This is a genomic window from Ruminococcus flavefaciens AE3010, assembly GCF_000526795.1.
In the GTDB taxonomy this organism is placed as follows: Bacteria; Bacillota; Clostridia; order Oscillospirales; family Ruminococcaceae; genus Ruminococcus; species Ruminococcus flavefaciens_D.
On record NZ_JAGT01000001.1, the window covers coordinates 3,345,167 to 3,365,441 of the forward strand.

Genomic DNA, 20,275 nt, shown 5'->3' on the forward strand with positions numbered 1-20,275 from the left:
AAAGAAGCAGAGCCATGACATCTCGTCATGGCTCTGTTTCGGTAAATGGTAAATTATGTCTTAAAAGCTTTTTATAAGTCCAAGCAGGAACTTCTGGATAGTTAATGCGTCGCTTGGTGTGAGTCCCTCAGAAGCCTTGTCAACGTCTGCGTTGACCTCGCCCTGTCTTGTGATAGCGTTTTCGCTTGTGCCGCCTACACCGTATCTGTTCGGATTGGCAAGAGCCTGCATTACAAGAACTATATCCGACATATCAAGTAAGCCGTCGCAGTTTGCGTCGCCTGCCTTTGTTACTGTGAGGGCAGGTGTATCCTGACCGCCGCCGCCGATAGATGTTGTTACTGTGGGCTCGGTAGTTGTTGCAGTTGTTGTGGTGGCAGCAGTTGTAGTAGTTGTTGCAGCAGTTGTAGTAGTGGTTGTAGTAGTTGTTGTTGTCGTAGTAGTTGTTGTGATCTCGGGAGCTGAAGCCTTGAGGTAGCTGTCGATTGTATCAGCAAAGAAGTTTCCTATCTTCTTGTAGCCGCCGCCGTTGGGGTGGAGCTGGTCGCCGCTGATATCGTTCATGCCGTCGAGACAGCCGTGAACATCGGCAAACTTAACGTTCTTGCCCTTGCTTGCGTACTCCTCGGCAACGCTCTTTACAGTATTGTTGTAGTTGCCTATCTTCTGGGTATTTCCGCCGTAAGCTGTATGCTCTGGAACTGTGCAGAGGAAGATAACGCCGTCAGAGGGCATATCTGCCAGCATATAGTCCAGCATAGCGCGGAGATCTGATGCACAGGCGTCCATGGAACGGTTAGCTGTAAGATCGTTTGTACCGATCATAAGGAGTATGATATCGGGATTTGCTTTCTTTACGGCATTATTGTTCTTGAGCTCGTTGTATAAGCTGCCCTTGCCGCCCTGCTGCTGTCCCCAGCTTGGAACTTCCTTGATCTGGTAGCCGCTGAAGCCTGCGTGGTTATCGTCGTATGAGATACCGTTGGCAGAAGCATTGTCCTTACCGTTAGGACCGACCATGTCTATCTTGTAGCCCTTCTTGGTGAGAGCGTCGTAGAGGTACTTTCTGTAGCCGCCCTGCTCGCCGTCACCGTTGGTGATAGAGTCGCCTGCGGGCATTATCTTTATGACTTTATTTGTCTGTGCAGCGCCGCCGTTGTTTGTCTGCTGCTGAGTATTTTCGTTGTTATTTGTATTATTATTGTTGTTATTATTATTGTTGCCGTTATCGCCGCCGCCCTGGAACTGGCTCCAGTCGAAGCCGCCCTGCTGTCCGCCAAACTGGCTCATATCGAAGCCGCCCTGCTGTCCGCCGAACTGGCTCATATCAAAGCCTCCCTGCTGTCCGCCGAACTGGCTCCAGTCGAAGCCGCCCTGCTGTCCGCCGAACTGGCTCATATCAAAGCCTCCCTGCTGTCCGCCGAACTGGCTCCAGTCGAAGCCGCCCTGCTGACCGCCGAACTGGCTCATGTCGAAACCGCCCTGCTGTTCGCCGTTGTCACCAACATTAGTGTTGGTATTGCCTGTATTACCTGTATCAGGTACGGGATCGCCGCCTGTAGTAACGGTAACTTTCTTTACATTTGCAGAACCGTTTGATCTGTAGCCCTCTATGTTAAGGGAAACTTCATAGAGAGTACCTGACATATCGAGACCTGCCTTAGACCATGCGTCAAAGTGTTGGGATACACTGATAGTGCCCGTCATATTGTTCTGGGTATTGTTACGTGAACCGCTTGTCTGACGAATGCTCCAGTACTGAGGGAAAGTAGCTGTGCCGTCCAGGGAGGGCTGGTTGTAACGCATTGTCTTTGCGATGTCGTATGTGTTTCCGTTGAGGGTCACTGTGCCCTTTCTTTCAGCACCGTCTCCGGGTGGACGCCAGTCGCCCCAGCCTTCAACGATGTAGTATTCCATGAGAGGGTTTCTTGTCCAGCCGTAAACGCACATATAGGAGTTGCCTCTTGGTGTGTATTCAACATCGTATGTGAGGGTGATTTCTCCCAGCGTTTTGTAATTGACCTTCTGACTGTCGTAGTTTTTGCCCATACGTGCAAGGAAGTTCTCAATGTTGCTCCATGAGCAGGTGAAAGAACCTGCTGACGGGTTCATCGAAGCCTGACCCTGTCCGTTCTGATTCCACATCTCGTAGTCGTAGCCGCCAATGTTGCCTCTTGTCTGCTGGTCGGCAGCAATTGCGGCTGTCGGGATGCTTGAAGCGATCATCAGTGCAGAAACGGCGCAGTCGATGACCTTTTTGATTTTGGACGTTTTCACTAAAAACATCACTCCTTTGAGATTGCCGCAGACTTTCACCGCAGCGGGAAAAAAATAAAATTAAGAACGATATTAGCAGTCCCCCCAAATATATATCTTTATGCTTTTATTATAGCATTTCGTATGTTGTAAACAAGTATTTTTTTGCTATTATGTTATACGTTTTTGTCGCTTTTTGCTTATTTATACTATTTGTATATTTCTTCGTATGACCTGCATTTCTATCGTATACCTGGAGTTTACGCAGCTTATTGATTGATTTTTGTTTAATATTATGCTATAATAAGCATAAAAACAGGAGGCATTGCATGAACGCTAAGGATTATCTTGATATACTTCATGTGGCAGAGCGATTAAAGGACACGCTGCGGCACTGCACCACATCAAAGAGAAGAACTGAGAGCGTAGCGGAGCACAGCTGGCGAATGGCGCTTATGGCTTTGCTGCTGAAAGAGGAATTTCCCCGGACGGATATGGACAGGGTCATGGAAATGTGCGTGATACATGACTTGGGGGAGTGCTTCACGGGAGATATCCCCACCTTTGACAAGACAGACGCAGACCGCAGCAGGGAAGATGAGCTCCTCGGTGAGTGGCTGAGCTCTCTCCCTGACGGTATCTCGGAGAGGTTAACGTCCCTGTTCAGAGAGATGAACGAGCAGAAAACAGCGGAAGCAAAGCTGTACAAGGCGCTTGATAAGCTTGAAGCGCTGATACAGCATAACGAATCGCCCATCGATACGTGGTCGGAGAACGAGCGCGAGCTGAATAAGGTCTACGCATTCGATACGGTGGAGTTTTCACAGTGGCTCACGTCGCTGAGAAAAGAGATACTCAGCGAAACGCTGGAAAAGCTTGGCGAATGATATAAACGGAGGGATAATATGGGTACGCTTTTTTCGGTCATAATACCTGCGCATAACGAGGAAAAATACATAGGGAAGTGCCTGCGCTCCATAAAACGTGCGGCGGAAAAAGTCCCCGATAAGGTGGAGACAGTGGTGGTTGCAAACCGCTGTACCGACAGGACTGCCGCCATTGCAAGGCATTACGGAGCAATTGTTGTCGATAACAGCGACAGGTGTATAAGCAGTATCAGAAATGCAGGGGTAAGAGCTTCCGGCGGCAGGATGATCGTCACTATCGATGCGGACAGCCGTATGTCTCCCTGCTCACTTGCAGAGATAAAGTCCATGCTTGGCTCGGGCAGATATATCGGCGGCGGAGCCATGCCCAAGTTTGACCGCATGTCCCTTGGCATTGCGGTCTCATCAGCATATGTGGCGCTGAATCTCATTCCTGTGATGATAAAGAGCGGCGGTATGCTTTCGGGAACAATGTTCTGGTGCATGCGAAAGGATTTCGACAGGATCGGCGGCTTCGACGAGAGCCTTGTGAGCCTTGAGGATATGGACTTTGCAAGGCGCCTGAAAGCCCTGGGAGATACCTGCGGAAAGAAATACGGCACCCTGAGAAAGTCCCGCGTCATAACCTCAAGCCGTAAATTTGACGAGTTCGGGGACTGGTATCTGCTGAAGAACAGAAAGCTGACAAAGGCTATCTTCACAGGCAAAGACAGAAAGGCTGCGGACAGGTTTTACTATGATGTCAGATAATAATCGGTCCCGTGCAAAAAATCGCAAGAAATACTTTGACATTGCCCTGTAAAAATGATAGCATAAGGGCAGGATATGCTATATCCGTATTTGATTTGTTTTTTCAGTGAGGAGGAATTATTATGCCAAAATTGTTTGCAAGAGCAGCATCGGCTCTGACAGCGGGACTCTGCCTGCTGGGAGCAGTGAACCTGCCGTCGGTCATTTCCGCATCAACGGTATATGCTGCTGATTTTCAGGAAAAAGGAAATGTAGACGGTTACTATTACGAGGTATGGCAGCAGAATTGCGTCGGAGAGATCAATTACGAAAATACCGAGAACAACGGCTTTTCCGCCAGCTGGAAAAATATTGAGAACACCTTAGCTATGAAGGGTGAGTCCTTTGAAAGAAATAAGACATTTGCGTCACAGCTTAAAGAGTACAATGTGACATATGATGCGGATATCGACTATATGGGTCAGAACAATTTCTGCAGTGTTTACGGCTGGATGGAAAAACCTGACTTCATGGCGGAGTTTTATATAGTAGACAGCTGGGGAAGCTGGCGCCCTCAGGGGAACGGATATGATGGTAAGGATTACGGCTCATTTGAATCAAACGGCGTTACGTATGACATTTACAGGAGCATCATATCTCAGATGAGCTGTTTTGGTGACGGCACCCCGATCAGGTATATTTATTACAGTGTTGCAAGAGATAATCAAGCCGAAAAGATTGACGGCACCTGCAATATCAAAAATACTGTCAATGTTGCCGATCATTTTAAGGCATGATCAGAGGCAGGTCTTGAGCTGGGATATCTGTATGATATCGTATTCAGCGCCGAAAGCTACAGAAGCAGCGGAAGTGTTGATCTGAAATCCCTTGACATCACCAAGGAGATCACAGAACAGACCAATTACGGTCCGAAATTCGCAAATGAAAAGCATGATCCCCTTGAACCTGACGAAGAGGGAAGAACGGTATTTATAGACTTTGAAACTGATAACGAAAAGGTCGGGGCAGCAGATGAAAAATGTCAGGCTTCCTACAGTACCGACCACTCCTTCTGCGGTGAGCGCTCAATGCTCATCTCAGCCGAGAATAATGATCAGCGCACATTTGTCTATGAGATAGATCCCTATGACTTCAAGGGCAAGGACATGCTGGGCGGAGTCAGACTGTACCATGATTCGGACGATGATGTGAAATTTACCTTCAAGATCGTCCGCGCCCCGCAGGACGGCAATGAATATGAGTATTCAAAGTACAGCAAGACAGTTGCTCCCGACCACTGGGCTTCTATGGAGCTTATACCTTTCCCTGTCAACTTGGACAGATTTACAAGATATTATGTTGAAATATCGGCGCTTGAGCCTGTGGACTTCTACGTTGACGATCTGTACATCTATGATAAAGGGGAGTACAATGATTTCCTCAACTCGGAAAACGCGATCATACGCGGTGATATAAACCGTGATAAGGTCGCAGACATGTTTGACGTGATAGCTCTGAGGAGAGAGCTCATTGATGCGGGAGACTTCTCCATCGACGCTGTCCACGACATCAACGGCGACTGCAAGCTGGATATAAGCGATCTGGTGCTTCTCAGCCGTTTTGTCCTCGGTCAGGCTGATGCTATCCCCGAGCCCGAGCTCAGGACGGAATTCTATATGGGAGATTTCCATAAGGAAGAAAATGATCAGTACTATACCATAACCGCTTCCGGAGAAAACGCCGATACTATAAAGACAGCGCTCCGTGAAAACGGTACATTTATGGCAGAATGGAACAATGTCGACCTTTATGAGGCATTAATTTCACAGGGACTTGATGACTATGACCAGCTGAGCGTCAAGTATTCGGGCGAGGCAGTAATTGATCCCAAGTCGATAATATATAAATCCAGCCATCTTACTGTCAGCATAATGGCAGAGTTCAGAAAAGACGGCAGACCTGTCAATGTGTTCTTTACAGACGGTGCAGATGATAATGAAAGGCTCAGGTGGCTGGCAAACTCCGATGATATGGAGTGCGTGACTATCGGCGGCAAAGAGTATTACGTCGATAAGGCAAATATGGACAGCGAGCTGTTTGATCCTGTTTACTGGCTGTATCCCAAGGAAAACAGCATTGTATGCGACGGCGCATGCAGCTTTGAAGGGGAAGTGTACTTCGCAGAGATACTGAAATATTATGGCCTGGAAGATTACAAGCCAAGCGAGATCAGATGTAAATTCAGTGCAGAGCAGGTATGGGGACATGTTGATCTCAAGGAATTATCATTCCTCGACAAGGGCAAAACCGAATAAAAAATACCGCTCGCGTCAGCGAGCGGTTTCTCTTTTTATTATGCCTTGAATGCGTATCTGAGGAAATTGTACATATGAGCTCTTACTGAAATAGCTCCGTGGTCGCCGTCGGTGAGCTCATGCCAGATGTGCCCCACACCGTTCTGAGTGAGTGCGTTATGGTAGCTTTCGGGAGCGTCACCCACTGTTCCGTCAAATCTGGTGCAGGTTATCATCAGAACATAAGGGCTTGGAGCTGAACCGAAGCAGAACTCGTCGGGCGACATACAGCCCTCATGGGTCATATTGCCGTCAACAGTGGGGAATATTCCCGGAGCAGGGCATACTCCGCCAACATACCCGTAGAGCTGAGGTCTTGTGACTCCCACATAGAGAGCCTCTCTGCCACCCATTGAGAAGCCTGTTACAGCGGTATTCTCCCTGCCTGTCTTGATGGAGTAGTTCTCCTCCATGAAAGGCATTATGCTGTTTTCAAGGTCCTCACGAATAGCGTCGTAAGCCCGTGAGGACTCGTTTGTGAATGCGGGGAAGATATCCTCCTTTGTGGTGAACATCTGCGGGAACACGATTATCATTTTCTCAGCCTCTCCCGAAGCGATAAGATTGCCCAGCATGGTCTGTATCTTCATGCTGTCGTCTGTCATGGAGTCCTCAGAGCCGAAAATGCCGTGGAAAACATACATCACAGGATATTTCTGACCGGTGTCGTACCCGGGCGGCAGCAGGATATTGAGGTTCTTCTCGCGCTGAGCGTCCTTGGAGAAGTAGGTCTTTTTCTCAATGGTTCCGTAGTTCACGCCGCCCTTTTTCTCAGTGACAGAGGGCTCCTCATGAGTATGTATATCCGCTGCCATTTTTTTTATGTAGCTGTCACCGTTCTGGGAAACAGTTGTTGTGGTGACTATGGGTGCGGAAGTAGTTGTGGTAGCTGTCGTAGTTGTGACCGTTGTTGCAGTAGTCTGCGGCAGCTCCTTTACTGAGCCCAGCACATACCTTTGCAGGAGCACAAGGTCATTTATCTGTATGGAGCCGTTTCCGTCGATATCGCCCAGCATATCAGCCTGTCCGCCCGAAAACATGGTTATCAGGTTCTTTCGGCACAGTACAAGGTCGAATGAGTCGATAACGCCGTCGCTGTTAAGGTCGCCTGTAGTTGCAGCTGCAGCAGGCATGGCAGAGCCAACCGCTAAAACTGCGGCAGCTGTAAAAGCAGCTGCGGTCTTTTTGAAAATATCCATTTTAATACCCCCGAAAACAGTATAATGTTTTCGGGCTGCTGTCATTCTGTTTCTCCGCGCTCTATGCGCTCGGCTAAGTCGTTGAGGTACACCCAGCGATCCATTTTTTCAGCCAGCTCATTTTCAAGCGCTTCTTTTTTGTCTGAAAGCTCCTGCAGCTTTACGTAGTCAGAGGAGTTGGCTGCGATGTCCTTTTCGGCAGCGGCTATCTGCTCTTCAAGGGATGCGATATCGTCGTCGATAGTGTCGAACTCACGCTGCTCCTTGAATGAGAACCGCAGCTTCTTCTTGCCTGTGAAAACTCGCTCCTTTTTGGCGTTTTCCTTTTTGGGCTTGGGAGCATCGTCTGCGTACATTTCCTTTGCTTTCTCCGCATAGTCGGAGTAATTGCCGTTGAATCTTGTGCAGACTCCGTTTCTGAACTCGAATATCTCGTTCGCGGTCTTGTCAAGGAAGTATCTGTCGTGGGAGACTGCTATCACAGCTCCGCTGAAGCTTTCAAGATAGTCCTCAAGTATAGTCAGGGTGGTTATATCAAGGTCATTGGTAGGCTCGTCCAGCAGGAGAATGTTTGGCGCAGTCATAAGTATTTTCAGCAGGTACAGCCTTTTGCGCTCGCCGCCCGACAGCTTTTCAATGCGGTTCCACTGGAGCTCTGAGTTGAACAGGAAGCGTTCCAGCATCTGTGAGGCGGTAACTGTTCCGTCGGGAGTACGGACGATGTCAGCGGTCTCTCTGATGTATTCGATGACGCGGACTGACGGGTCCATGGACTCACATTTCTGAGAAAAATAGCCGATATTGACTGTGTCGCCGATGATGATGTTTCCCGAATCGGGAGCAATATCGCCGTGGAGCATTTTCAGGAATGTGCTCTTGCCCTCGCCGTTTCGTCCCACGATGCCTATCCTTGCGTCTCGGGAGATTATGTATGAGAAATCCGTAATAAGTGGCTTTCCGTCAATGGACTTGCTGATATTCTCTATCTCTATGGTCTTCCTGCCAAGTCTTGTGGACACGGACTGAAGCTGCACCTTTTCCGCTGCCACAGGTACCTCTCGGTTTTTCAGCGCCTCAAAGCGCTCTATCCTGTCCTTGGACTTTGTGCCTCTTGCTCTTGCACCGCGGCTTATCCATTCAAGCTCACGGCGGTAAAGGCTGCGGTTCTTTCGCTCGGCAGCAGCCTCGTCGGCTTCGCGCTGTGCTTTCTGCATGAGGTAGTCGCTGTAGCTGCCCTCACAGGTGTAGAGCTTGCCGCGGTCTATCTCAACTATCTTGCTGCATATCTTGTTGAGGAAGTATCGGTCGTGAGTCACCATGACGATAGCTCCGCGGTATTTCATGAGCAGGTCTTCAAGGAGCTGTGCGGTCTCGTTGTCGATATGGTTGGTGGGCTCGTCCAGCAGGAGAACATCACTGGGCTGTATCAGTGCGGCAGCTATGCCTGCACGGCGCTTCTCGCCGCCCGAAAGAGTGCTTATATCACGCTGCTGGTCGGAGATGCCAAGCTTTTCAAGTATGGACTTTGCTTCGTACTCCTTAGCCTGACGCAGGTCCTTAGGCAGATGCAGCAGCACCTGTTCAAGAACGCTGCCGCTGTCGCCGAATTCCGGTATCTGTGGAAGGTAGGATATCCTTATGCCGTTAGTCCTGATTATGTCGCCGCCGTCGGCTTCCTCAGCTCCTGCAAGTATTTTCAGCAGTGTGGACTTACCCGTGCCGTTTATGCCGATAATGCCGACTTTATCGCCCTCGTTGAGAAAGAACGAAACGTCGTCCAGCACCTTGCGTTCCATATAGGTTTTAGAAATATTCTGAGCAGTTAATAGTATCACAGAGACTTCTCCTTAATCAAACTTTAACAGTATAATATTATCATATTCTGTCTGACGTGTCAACTTGAAGCAGGAGCAGCTCCTCGGCGGTCAGGGGACGGTATTCTCCCTGAGGGAGACTGCTGTCGAGGGACAGCGCTCCTATCCTGTCGCGGCGCAGGTAGAATATTCGGCAGCCTGCGGCTTCAAGCATGCGCTTGACCTGATGCTTCTTGCCCTCGCATATTGTGATAGAAGCGGAAAACGCAGCTCCGCGGGGATTTTTCATATAGCGCTCACGGCGCTCTTGGGGCATGAAGTCTTCAAGCTCACCGATACGGTACTCCCTGCCGAAACGGAATACAGCGTCCTTTGTGGTGAAGCCTGCCATAGGTATACCTTTTTCAAGGAGCTGCTTCTTCTCCTCGGTCATAGTGCCGATAGCATAGAAAAAGTAGGTCTTGCTGATATGCCTGTCGGGCTGCATTATTTTGAAATCGAGGTCGCCGTCGTCGGTGAGTATCAGCAGTCCGCAGGTGTCCTTGTCCAGTCTGCCGACAGGGTGGAGCTTTGCTGCAAGCTCAGGCGGAAAGAAGTCCATGACCGTTCTGTGCACAGCATCTGTGCGTGCGGTCACGCAGCCCTGTGGTTTATTGAACATATAGTATAGCATATCATCACCTGCCTTAGACTTTATTATAACTATTTTAGCATATTATGATATGAGAGTCAATTTTTGAAATTGAGAATGTAGAATTGAGAATGAATGTGTCCGCTTAGCGGACGTATTTGATACTATTGATTCTTGAAAAACAATAGTATCTATGATATAATGAAAGCAAGCATTCATTTAAGAAAAAACTGACCGAAAGGAGCGCCTATGTTCAGAAGAATCGCTGCGGCAGTATCTGCTGCTATATTATCGGTGAGCCTTGTTTCATGTTCAATGACGGAAAAGACCGCTAAAGAAGTCGTATACAGTACAGAAGTACCGCCGAAAATGCTGTTTCTCGGCGACTCCATTGCGGCAGGCTACGGACTTGAGGGCTACACCGATACGGATAATTATCACTGCCGTTCCTACTCCAATATACTGAAAGATGAATACGCGGAGGAGCTCCGCGGCAAATGCGGTCATACCATGGTGAACAAGGCGGTCTCGGGAGCTACCTCAAACGACCTGATAGAGCAGCTCCGCAGCGGCGAGCTGGACGGCGACCTTGCGGACTGCGACGCAATAGTGGTGTCTATCGGCGGAAACGACCTGCTCGGCATAATGCTTGACCTGTTGGGCAGCATGGGCATAAGCGAAAGCGGCTCGTTTGATTCGGGGAATATAGACTTTTTCAGTGCGGCAGCTCTTTTGCTAAGCATAGACGGGGACGCAAACAAGGCTCTCGAACAGTTTGAGTTGAATATAAAGACCATAGTTGCGGAGCTGTCTGGAAGAACCGAGGGCACTATATACATACAGACCCTTTACGACCCGCTGGAGTACTACACAAAATTCAAGCGCGTCACGGAGTTTTCAAGTGAAAAGATAGGCAGGCTAAACGAGATGATCACGGAGAATTCCTCCTGCGGCTACAAGGTCATAGACGTTGCGGCTGATTTCAAGGGCAGGGCGGGCAGCCTCACCAATATTGCCGCTTTTGACATTCACCCCAATGCGCAGGGACATGAGCTCATAGCCAAGGACGTGGACGCGGCGTTCCGCAGTACGGGCTTCACCTATACCACAACGGAGTACGGGGACAGAAAGCTCTCATCTGAGGGCAGGATAGCTATAGCCGGCATCATAGCAGGTATCGCCCTCCTTGCAGTTGTGGGACTGGCGCTGTTGATCAGAAAGAAAAAGGAGAAATAGCATGGACAGGGTACGCAGACATATTGTATTTTACGGCTATGTGCAGGGCGTAGGCTTCCGCTGGAAGGCAAAGAATACCGCAAGGCGGCTGGGACTCAGCGGCTGGGTGCGCAATCTGGACGACGGCTCCGTGGAAATGGAAGCCGAGGGAACAGAGCGTGATATCTCCGACCTTGTGGAAGCCCTTGAAAACCACTCGTGGGGCAGCGTTGAGCGCATTGAATCGGAAAGAGTTCCCGTTCACGGAGACTACAGCTTTGAGGTAAGATGATAAGGCGGCATCGCCGGATAGAACAGTCCGATACCTATTATCGAGTATCGGGCTGTTTTCATATATAAGCGTAAGGCAGGCGATTCTTTTCGCTTGGTCTGTCAATAATGAAAATAAAATCCATAATGGAGCACTCAGAACAAAACGGAGTAGAAATCCGCTTGAATATATGATATAATGAATGCGCTGCATTCATCAAATTTTATTTTAATGTCCTTGCAGATACGCAAATCAGAGATTTGCTCCCTGCAATCGGACGATTATATCATAACGCTTCGCTTTTATGATATAATACAAAACGGTTCCGAAAAGGAACTTATTATTTTGAATCGTGGTTAGTATAATCTAACCTAATGGAGGCTATTATGAAAGGCAAAGATCTCATCAACATCGGTATTTTTTCGGCTATTTATTTTGTTATTGTGTTTATCATTGCGATGCTCGGAATGATACCGATATTCCTGCCATTACTGGCAGTTCTGGTCCCCATGATCGCGGGGATACCGTTCATGCTGTTTCTGACCAGAGTCAAAAAATTCGGCATGATCTGGATAATGAGCATCATCATGGGAATTATGATGCTGCTCACAGGTATGAGCTGGCCGCCCCTTGTTGTGTCGGTTTTCAGCGGACTGCTTGCGGAGCTTGTATACAAAAGCGGCAATTATAAAAGTGCGGCAAAGGCGGTTATCACAAATGGAGTATTCAGTCTGTGGGTGGCAGCGAACTTCCTGCCGCTGTTCTTTGCAGCTGATACATACTGGTCGAGCCGTCAGAATTACGGTCAGGACTATATCGACACCGTGACAAAGCTTATGCCGACATGGATGTGTCCCGTAACATTCATAATCATGATAATCAGCTCATACCTGATATATGCACAGCTTGACAATGCGGGCAAGTATTCGGCGCTGCTCAGAACGGTAGATGTTTGCGTGGGGCAGGCACAGGATGTTTTCAGTACACCGCAAATGGATATTTCGGGAGAGGATATCGTTCCCGAGCACTGCGATATCTCGGCTGAAAATATCAGCTTTGCCTATGAGCAGAAAAGAATAATCGACGGCATTTCGCTGAGTATTCCCGAACACACAACAACTGCCCTTGTAGGACCCTCAGGGGGCGGAAAGACCACGCTGACCTCTCTTATCTCCCGTTTCTGGGACGTTGACGAGGGAAAGGTCACTCTTGACGGCAGAGGTGTCCGCGAATACAGCATGGATTCACTTATGCGGAATTTCAGCTTCGTGTTCCAGAGCGTGTACCTGTTTGCGGATACCATAGCAAATAACATTCGGTTCGGTCAGCCCGATGCACCTATGGAAAAGGTCATTGAAGCTGCGAAAAAGGCTTGCTGTCATGATTTTATCATGCAGCTGCCCGACGGTTATGATACAGTCATCGGTGAGGGCGGTGCAAGTCTTTCGGGCGGTGAGAAACAGCGTATTTCCATAGCCCGTGCAATTATGAATGACTCACCTGTGATCGTTCTTGACGAGGCAACAGCAAATGTGGATCCCGAAAACGAAGCGGAGCTGATGAAAGCCATTGAAGCCCTCACAAAGGAAAAGACTATTATTATGATAGCACACAGACTTAAAACCGTCCGTCATGCCGATCAGATACTTGTTATCGAAAACGGCAGGATCGCACAGCAGGGTACCCACGATTCGCTTATGACACAGGACGGCATCTACCGTACATTTGTGGAAAGCCGACGTGAAGCGGCTTCTTGGAGGCTCTGATGTTTACAGCTGATATTGAAAACAGAGGACTTGTACTTGACCCGCGAACGAAGCTTGCCCTTATGCTGACACTGGTAGTTTTTGCACTTGGGGGAACAGGCAGCGATATACAGGCAGTTCAGATCGGGACGATCATAATAAGTATGCTGCCGATAGTTTTGCTTTTCACAGCGAAGCAATGGAAAAAGGCAGTTCTGTTTGGTTTGCTCTATGCTGTTTTAAAGGCTGCCGAGCTTCTGCTGATACCAAACCTGACAGGTGCCGCACTCAGTATCCTGGGACTTTGCTGTATGATCTTTGTTCGTCTTATGCCGTCGCTTATTATGGGAGCATATATGCTCTCCTCCACGACGGTAAGTGAATTCATAGCCGCAATGCACCGTATGCACGTTCCGCAGCAGATGACCATACCGCTTTCGGTCATGTTCCGTTTCTTCCCGACAGTTCTGGAGGAATTTGCTGCGATCAATACTGCCATGAAAATGCGGGATATCCGTATCGGCGGCAATAATGCAGGAAAGCTCTTTGAATACAGGCTCGTTCCCTTAATGGTATGCTCGGTCAATATCGGCAGTGAGCTTTCAGCGGCAGCTCTTACAAGAGGTCTTGGAGTCAGCGTGAAACGCACAAATATATGTAAGATAGGATTCTATTTACAGGATACGGCGGTAATTTTTCTTGCAGCTTCACTTTATGTGCTGTGGGTCCTCGGAATGATCGGAGTGATAAAATGAAAGAATTTGCGGCTGAACTGAATAATGTTTCATTCCGCTACGGGAACTCTGATGAGGGTGCATTGCATAGTCTGAATATGAAAATCAAAAAGGGCGAATGTGTACTGCTCTGCGGCGCATCGGGCTGCGGAAAGACCACGATAACCCGTTTGCTGAACGGACTTATCCCTCATTATTATGAAGGTGATTTGCAGGGGGACATCACAGTACTCGGCAGAAATATCCGTGATACGTCAATAGAAGACCTTGCAGGCACAGTCGGCAGTGTATTCCAGAATCCCCGCAGTCAGTTCTTCTGTGTGGACACGACAGCGGAAATTGCATTCGGCTGTGAGAACATGGGACTTTCCGAAACAGAAATACAAAAGCGCATAGAAAATACTGTCACAGATATGCGCATTGAAAAATTGCAAAACCGCAGTATATTCAATCTGTCAGGCGGCGAAAAGCAGAAGATCGCCTGTGCGGGGGTTTCAGCAATGCAGCCTGAGCTGATCGTGCTTGATGAGCCTACATCGAACCTCGACCTTGAGGCTATCGACGAGCTGCGAGACATCATTGCAGCTTGGAAATCACAGGGCAAAACCATAGTGATAGCCGAGCATCGGCTGTATTTTCTGCGTGAGCTGGCAGACAGAATGGTGATACTTGAAAACGGAAAGATCATAAAGGAACTGGCTTCCGAAAAGATAAAAAAACTCACAAATGCCGATACGGAAAGAATGGGCATACGTCCGATGACTCTCCCCGATATAGGGTATTCTGAGGATAATGCAGCTGCGCAGGGCGATGTGCTGATACTTGAAGATTTTATTTTTACCTATAAGGACGGCAAACACGGTATCAATATACAGCGGCTGGAATTGCCGATGAATAGTATCATTGCGATAACAGGTCAGAACGGTGCAGGCAAAAGCACACTTATAAGAAATATATGCGGACTTGAACGCAGGTGCAAGGGCGTCATGAAACTCAGCGGCAAAAGGCTGAAAGCAAAAGACCGCCTGCATACCTGCTATATGATAATGCAGGACGTGAACCACCAGCTTTTTACGGAGAGCGTCCACGAAGAGGTAATTCTGAGTATGACGGACAAGTCCCTTACCGATGAGCAGAAGAGAAAGAGGGCTGATGAAATACTTCTGCAGCTTGACCTTGCGGAGTACGCCGATAGGCACCCTATGGCACTTTCGGGAGGACAGAAGCAGCGCACTGCCATAGCATCTGGTATCGCATCAAGCAAGCCTGTTATCATTCTGGACGAACCTACAAGCGGGCTCGACCTTGCCCATATGGAGCAGGTGGCAGATCAGCTGAAAAAGCTGAAGGATATGGGCAGGACAGCCATTGTTGTTACCCACGATAATGAATTTATCCTTTCATGCTGCGACCATATCGTCAGACTTGAAAACGGCTGTGCTGTGAAAAACTGTCCCCTTGGCAAATGAAGCATACAGGGCAGATGTATGCACCGTGATTAATATACAGTCAGCATCTGCTGCGAGCTCTTATCATTGCTTTCAGCGTAAAAAGAAAAAGGCTGCGTAACTTCAGTTACGCAGCCTTATAAGTTATCATAAACCTTTATTCGACATTCTTTTTTTGTGGCTTTTAGTTATTTATAGCTTTCTGTTCCGAAGAATACCTTGTCAAAGAATTCCTTTGTCTTGTCCTCGCCCAGAGCCTTTTTGAACACGTCTGTGGAAACTCCGCCCTTTGAGATAAGGTTGTCGGAGTACTTCTGAGTGATCTCGCGCTTTACAGCCTTTTCCTCGTCGGAGAGCTTATCAAGCTCATTTGCTTTTTCCATATAGCAGCGTATAGCGTCGCAGAACATTTCCTCTATCTGCTCATCGTCGTCGGGACGCTTGCCTGCCTTGTGGAGGGCAATTGTCATCAGGTCGTCGTACCATGCGGGATCGGTGGATATATCTTCAAGGCTGCTGTACTTTCTTTCAAACTCTCTGATCTTGTCGAGGACGCTGATATAATCGTCAGAAGTCTTGTCGGCAGCAAGGTCGTAGAATTCCACATAAGCCTTGCGCTTGCCCATGATATACATGAAATCCATGGACATCAGCGGCATATTCTTATCGTAGGGCGTGATAACGAATGATATCATCTGCATGAAGCCCATATTCACCTTCATGACCGAAAGATTTCCCGTGTCATTTATTTCGTACTGCGAAACATCGAACTTCATAAATCCGTACATCTTTATCTGTGAGAATTCCCCTGCATCAACAGGAGCTATCCCTGCACAGTCAGACAGAGTTTTCATGCCTGAGTTGTATGTCGAGTTCATCACCTTCATGTTCTGTGAAGCATTGAATGCGACGAAGCCTGCAAGAGCTGCTATCAGCAGAAATATTATCAGCAGCACCTTTGGCCATTTCTTTTTCTTTTTAACGCTTTGATCCTTCATATGATCTCTCCTTTATGTCTGAAAAATTTGACACCTTATTATATCACTGCTTATATGAAATGTCAAGGAAAACCACCTATATAAACGAAAACGGATACCCGTACCTGATGACGGATATCCGTTTTGATGTTTATGAACCTGTGCCGCTGTAATTCTTTGCACCGTGCATCCATATCCTGTAGCTGAGCCAGAAGAATGCGATGCCGATAACAGGTGAGAGCCATGACAGTATGGGTACCTTGTCGGGACGCAGTATCACAAGACTGGGGTAGTATGCGATAAATGCGATAGGCATGAGGAATGTGAAGATGAATCTGAATACGGGACTGAATATGGTGATAGGATATTTTGCGTAATCCTTGAAGCGGAACGCAAGGTCGAGAACATAGAATGAGTTCTGTATCCAGAAGCAGGTAGCTGCAGCAGCGTTTTGCAGGGCTATCATTATAAGTGAAGCCGTTATAAGGAACACTATGGTTTTCAACAGCATGAGCGGTGTGAAGCCCAGACCTATCTTTACCCATGAATAGATAAGCATCACCAGACCGAATGCCAGCTGTCCCAGACCCTTTATGTCGAATACCTCCGACTGATAATAGAAGAAAGTATTGATTGGGCGGAAGCAGTATTTTATGAAATCGCCTGTGTAAACGTTCTGTCGGAGGCTCCAGTTGTTGTCGAAGAAGCACTGTACGGGAGTAAGGGATATCAGCGAGAAGCCGTAAAGGAACAGCATCTCGTAGTAGCCCCAGCCGTTAATTGACGGGAAATTCCTGAACAGTATCCAGAAGCTGATAAAGCCTGCGATATTGGTGCATATCATTCCGATAGTGGAGATGATGAAGTCTGCGCGGTAGCTCATTTTGCTTTTCAGGTCCTGAGCAAGTATCTTGCAGTATATCTTGGCGTAGAAGCCTAAACCTTTTCTTTTCATATGTCATCAGCCTCCGTTCACAGTTATCTGCCGCAGGGACGTTTTCCAGAACACCTTGCTGATGGTCATCATTACTATGCACCATATGAGCTGAGTTCCGAGAGCTTTGATAACAGTCTCGGCATCGGGAGAACCGTTCAGCAGAAGTGACAGCGGTGCGTTGTATATTGACTGGAAGGGCAGGTAGCTCACCACAGTTCTGAGGGTATCGGGGAAGAATGCAATAGGAATTGTCGCACCCGAAAGCAGGAGTACTACCACCTGCTTCATGATGTTTATGCCCCATATCGACTCGGTGTAGAGACATATAGTACCCACGATGAAGTCTATGCTGTAGTTGATGGATACCGCCATAACTACGGAAATAACGAAGTACAGCAGATTTATGCCCATTGGTATGGCTCCGTGAGTAACGACAGCCACGGCTATGAATGTGGGCAGGAACGTCAGGAAGAACTGTGTGACGAATGAGCCCGAGTACGACCAGAACAGGTACTTTCGGTACTCCATTGGCTTCAGCAGGTCAAGGACTATCTTGCCTGACTGGATATTTCGTCCTATCTCCCAGACGGTATACATCTCCATAAAATTGAACAGTGCAGTTGCCAGTACAAGGTATATGAGGGTGTCAGTAAAGGTCATGCCGTTTACCACGTCTGTTCCTGCGGAAGCGTATATGGCTTTCCAGAGAAAGTACACCACTATGAGGTAAAGCATATTGCCGATGACCATTACCACGAATGACAGTCGGAACTGCAATGCCTCAATAATTCCTGCACGAGTGAGAGTGAGATATTTTTTCAGCTTCATTGCACACCCTCCTCGTATATCTTCTTGATGACCTCCTCGGTGGATATTTCTTCAAGCTGCATATCCTTTATGTTATAGGAGTGCTGGAGCTTGCCGAGAACGTCCATGATCTTGGCTTTTTCCTCGTCAACGAGAACTGATATCCACTCATCGTCGGCTGATACGGAAAACTCAGGCAGCTCCTTTTGCACCAGCTTTGCCTGCTCTTTCAGGTCACCGTCCATACGCAGCTTCAATGTGCGGTATGAGCCGAAAAAGCCCTTGAGGTGCTCGATATCGTTGTCGTAGAGCATCTTGCCCTTGTCGATAATGACTATCCTCTTGCAGAGCGCGTCAACGTCGCCCATATCGTGAGTGGTCAGGATAACAGTTGTGTTCCTCTCCTTGTTGAGAGCGTGGATAAGAGTACGAATCCTTGATTTCATGGCAACATCAAGACCGATAGTAGGCTCGTCAAGGAAGACTATCTTAGGGTCGTGGAGAAATGCTGCGAGGATATCGCTGAGAGTACGCTGTCCCAGAGACATCTGACGGACAGGCTTGTGGAGCAGGGGCTCGATGTCCACCAGTGAGCGGTAAAGCTTTATTATGCTCTCGTACTTCTCGTCGGGTATCTGGTAGATATCTTTAAGTATCTTGAAGGACTCCACAAGGGGCAGAGCCCACCACAGCTGTGAGCGCTGACCGAATACTACGCCTATTTCCTGAGCGTTTTTGGTTCGGTTTTTATAGGGGACATTGCCGCCTACAAGTATCTCTCCCGATGTGGGTTCCAGAACGCCTGTCATCATTTTGATAGTAGTGGATTTTCCGGCGCCGTTAGGACCGAGATATCCCACGATCTCGCCCTGCTGAATGTTCATTGATATATTGTCAACAGCGCGTACAGTCTTGTAGTCCCGCGAAAACAGATCTTTCAGACTGCCCTTGAGTCCCTCTCGCCGATTGAGCACTTTGAACTCCTTGCTGACATTTTTGATCTCGATAATAGCTGACATATTTACCTCCCTTTTCTTTTTGCCTGCAATAAAAAAAGCACTCCTACCGAATGCAGGAGTGCAGAACGTACACCGTTATATAATGCTGAAAAAAGCTCTTATACGGCTATGCAGGCAAACTCCTTGCTATGTGATATTTTGTTGTAATATGATCTGTGATAAGGTCGTGTATAAGTTGTTCTCATGAAGTTCACCTTCCTTTCAGTTAATATGAAAACATTATACATTACAATTTTTAATTTGTCAAGGGCGTTTTTTTACTTCGGTGATATGCTTCTGATTATACACACATTGTGGAAAAAAATGACGCTATTTCAGATAAAATATTATATGAGCAGTCTGATGAGTTTTTACATTTGAATCAAAAAAGTGCTTGACAAATGAAAAAAATCAATGTATAATAGGCACATATTAACCGGAAGGAAGGTGAACTCAATGAAAAAAGCATATTACAGTTCAATGGAAAAAACGAATAAACAAAGCATGGAGTTTGCCTGCACAGCCGTATAAAGCTTTACCGAGCATTTTGAATAACGGTGGATATTATGCGCTCCTGCGTTCTGCGGGAGCGCTTTTTTGTTGCAGGCGGAAAGGAAAAAAATGGAAATAAGTATAATGACAGCTGAACATGAGAAATGGGAAGCTGCGGCGGAGTTTGCGGAAAACTGCTCATGGAGGGCAGGAAAAGAGCTTGCAAGGCTCATGGGCGGTGACGCCTTTGCGGACCGGGAGCGGGTCTTTGCAGCCTTTGAGGACGGAAGCCCTGTAGGATTCTGCACACTCACCGAAAAGGACCAGCTTTTGCCGAAATATCCGTATACGCCGCTGATAGGATTTGTATTCGTTGACGAAGCTCACCGCGGCAAAAGAATATCGCAGAAGCTGATAGAAGCAGCCCTTGGATATGCCAAAAGCATCGGATATAACAAGGTATACATCATGAGCGGCGAAAAGGGGCTGTATGAGAAATTCGGCTTTGTCTCCATGGGGGACTATGAGACCATATATGGCGAGACTGAACAGCTGCTGGTCATATCGTGTGAAAGGAGAGATAACAATGGATAAATTCGTGCCATACGACAAAATGAGCAAAAAGGAACAGAAGAAGATAAACGGCGAAAAGCGCCGTGACTGGAACGGCATAGACCCTGTCACAAAGGTGGTTCCCGAAAGCAAAAAGGTGTACAAGCGCAAGCCCAAGCATCAGAAAGATGACTGGGATGAATGAGAAAAGGCTGCATAACAGGGTGTT

Annotated in this window: 20 protein-coding genes; 11 read left to right on the forward strand and 9 right to left on the reverse strand. The window is 47.8% G+C overall.

Annotation, left to right across the window (positions count from 1 at the left end; genetic code table 11):
- Nucleotides 1–60: 60 nt before the first annotated feature.
- Nucleotides 61–2,277, reverse strand: a complete 2,217-nt coding sequence (locus N774_RS18470) for a glycoside hydrolase family 11 protein (RefSeq protein WP_024861976.1) — start codon at nucleotides 2,275–2,277, stop codon at nucleotides 61–63.
- Nucleotides 2,278–2,585: 308 nt separating this feature from the next.
- On the opposite strand from N774_RS18470, the gene N774_RS0114765 reads away from it, so the two are divergent.
- The 3 genes from N774_RS0114765 (at nucleotide 2,586) to N774_RS0114775 (ending at nucleotide 4,669) form a co-directional block, all read left to right on the forward strand.
- Nucleotides 2,586–3,143: an HD domain-containing protein gene (locus N774_RS0114765; protein ID WP_024861977.1), complete on the forward strand. Its 558-nt coding sequence runs from the start codon at nucleotides 2,586–2,588 to the stop codon at nucleotides 3,141–3,143.
- An 18-nt stretch (nucleotides 3,144–3,161) separates the two neighbouring features.
- Entirely contained in the window at nucleotides 3,162–3,893 is a 732-nt protein-coding gene (locus N774_RS0114770; protein ID WP_024861978.1) for a glycosyltransferase, read from the forward strand.
- Between the two features lie 122 nt (nucleotides 3,894–4,015).
- Nucleotides 4,016–4,669: a glycoside hydrolase family 11 protein gene (locus tag N774_RS0114775; protein ID WP_024861979.1), complete on the forward strand. Its 654-nt coding sequence runs from the start codon at nucleotides 4,016–4,018 to the stop codon at nucleotides 4,667–4,669.
- Here the strand turns inward: N774_RS0114775 and N774_RS19655 are convergent, their stop codons facing one another.
- Nucleotides 4,670–4,939 (reverse strand): hypothetical protein, encoded by a 270-nt coding sequence (locus tag N774_RS19655; protein ID WP_024861980.1) that lies wholly within the window; start codon nucleotides 4,937–4,939, stop codon nucleotides 4,670–4,672. It lies immediately after the preceding gene.
- A 21-nt stretch (nucleotides 4,940–4,960) separates the two neighbouring features.
- On the opposite strand from N774_RS19655, the gene N774_RS0114785 reads away from it, so the two are divergent.
- On the forward strand, nucleotides 4,961–6,187 hold the full coding sequence (locus N774_RS0114785; RefSeq protein ID WP_024861981.1) for a hypothetical protein: 1,227 nt from the start codon (nucleotides 4,961–4,963) through the stop codon (nucleotides 6,185–6,187).
- A gap of 38 nt (nucleotides 6,188–6,225) precedes the next feature.
- Here the strand turns inward: N774_RS0114785 and N774_RS0114790 are convergent, their stop codons facing one another.
- The 3 genes from N774_RS0114790 to N774_RS0114800 are packed head-to-tail and all read right to left on the reverse strand — an operon-like array spanning nucleotide 6,226 to nucleotide 9,912.
- Nucleotides 6,226–7,425: an alpha/beta hydrolase-fold protein gene (locus tag N774_RS0114790; protein ID WP_196231563.1), complete on the reverse strand. Its 1,200-nt coding sequence runs from the start codon at nucleotides 7,423–7,425 to the stop codon at nucleotides 6,226–6,228.
- Between the two features lie 41 nt (nucleotides 7,426–7,466).
- On the reverse strand, nucleotides 7,467–9,260 hold the full coding sequence (locus tag N774_RS0114795) for an ABC-F family ATP-binding cassette domain-containing protein (RefSeq protein ID WP_024861983.1): 1,794 nt from the start codon (nucleotides 9,258–9,260) through the stop codon (nucleotides 7,467–7,469).
- Nucleotides 9,261–9,300: 40 nt separating this feature from the next.
- Nucleotides 9,301–9,912: a pseudouridine synthase gene (locus tag N774_RS0114800; protein ID WP_024861984.1), complete on the reverse strand. Its 612-nt coding sequence runs from the start codon at nucleotides 9,910–9,912 to the stop codon at nucleotides 9,301–9,303.
- 207 nt (nucleotides 9,913–10,119) lie between these two features.
- On the opposite strand from N774_RS0114800, the gene N774_RS0114805 reads away from it, so the two are divergent.
- From N774_RS0114805 to N774_RS0114825, 5 genes are all read left to right on the forward strand, one after another.
- The gene (locus tag N774_RS0114805) at nucleotides 10,120–11,106 is read left to right on the forward strand and encodes an SGNH/GDSL hydrolase family protein (protein ID WP_024861985.1); all 987 of its coding nucleotides are present in this window, start codon (nucleotides 10,120–10,122) and stop codon (nucleotides 11,104–11,106) included.
- Between the two features lies 1 nt (nucleotide 11,107).
- Nucleotides 11,108–11,377, forward strand: coding sequence for an acylphosphatase (locus N774_RS0114810; protein WP_024861986.1), 270 nt, complete (start codon nucleotides 11,108–11,110; stop codon nucleotides 11,375–11,377).
- Between the two features lie 365 nt (nucleotides 11,378–11,742).
- Nucleotides 11,743–13,122, forward strand: coding sequence for an MptD family putative ECF transporter S component (locus N774_RS19005; RefSeq protein WP_024861987.1), 1,380 nt, complete (start codon nucleotides 11,743–11,745; stop codon nucleotides 13,120–13,122).
- Nucleotides 13,122–13,856: an energy-coupling factor transporter transmembrane component T gene (locus N774_RS0114820; protein WP_037280335.1), complete on the forward strand. Its 735-nt coding sequence runs from the start codon at nucleotides 13,122–13,124 to the stop codon at nucleotides 13,854–13,856. Before N774_RS19005 ends, N774_RS0114820 begins: the two co-directional genes overlap by 1 nt.
- Entirely contained in the window at nucleotides 13,853–15,304 is a 1,452-nt protein-coding gene (locus N774_RS0114825) for an ABC transporter ATP-binding protein (RefSeq protein WP_024861989.1), read from the forward strand. The genes N774_RS0114820 and N774_RS0114825 overlap by 4 nt, the downstream gene beginning before the upstream one ends.
- A gap of 167 nt (nucleotides 15,305–15,471) precedes the next feature.
- Here the strand turns inward: N774_RS0114825 and N774_RS0114830 are convergent, their stop codons facing one another.
- The 4 genes from N774_RS0114830 to N774_RS0114845 all read right to left on the reverse strand — a co-directional run bounded on the left by N774_RS0114830 (nucleotide 15,472) and on the right by N774_RS0114845 (nucleotide 19,023).
- Nucleotides 15,472–16,281: a hypothetical protein gene (locus tag N774_RS0114830; protein WP_024861990.1), complete on the reverse strand. Its 810-nt coding sequence runs from the start codon at nucleotides 16,279–16,281 to the stop codon at nucleotides 15,472–15,474.
- A 130-nt stretch (nucleotides 16,282–16,411) separates the two neighbouring features.
- Nucleotides 16,412–17,215: an ABC transporter permease gene (locus N774_RS0114835; RefSeq protein WP_024861991.1), complete on the reverse strand. Its 804-nt coding sequence runs from the start codon at nucleotides 17,213–17,215 to the stop codon at nucleotides 16,412–16,414.
- A gap of 6 nt (nucleotides 17,216–17,221) precedes the next feature.
- On the reverse strand, nucleotides 17,222–18,025 hold the full coding sequence (locus tag N774_RS0114840) for an ABC transporter permease (protein ID WP_024861992.1): 804 nt from the start codon (nucleotides 18,023–18,025) through the stop codon (nucleotides 17,222–17,224).
- Complete coding sequence (locus N774_RS0114845) at nucleotides 18,022–19,023, reverse strand: ABC transporter ATP-binding protein (RefSeq protein ID WP_051463406.1); 1,002 nt, start codon at nucleotides 19,021–19,023, stop codon at nucleotides 18,022–18,024. Before N774_RS0114845 ends, N774_RS0114840 begins: the two co-directional genes overlap by 4 nt.
- Before the next feature lie 600 nt (nucleotides 19,024–19,623).
- Here N774_RS0114845 and N774_RS0114850 point away from each other — a divergent pair.
- Nucleotides 19,624–20,088, forward strand: coding sequence for a GNAT family N-acetyltransferase (locus tag N774_RS0114850; protein WP_024861994.1), 465 nt, complete (start codon nucleotides 19,624–19,626; stop codon nucleotides 20,086–20,088).
- On the forward strand, nucleotides 20,081–20,251 hold the full coding sequence (locus N774_RS19525) for a hypothetical protein (protein WP_196231564.1): 171 nt from the start codon (nucleotides 20,081–20,083) through the stop codon (nucleotides 20,249–20,251). Before N774_RS0114850 ends, N774_RS19525 begins: the two co-directional genes overlap by 8 nt.
- Nucleotides 20,252–20,275: the final 24 nt, after the last annotated feature.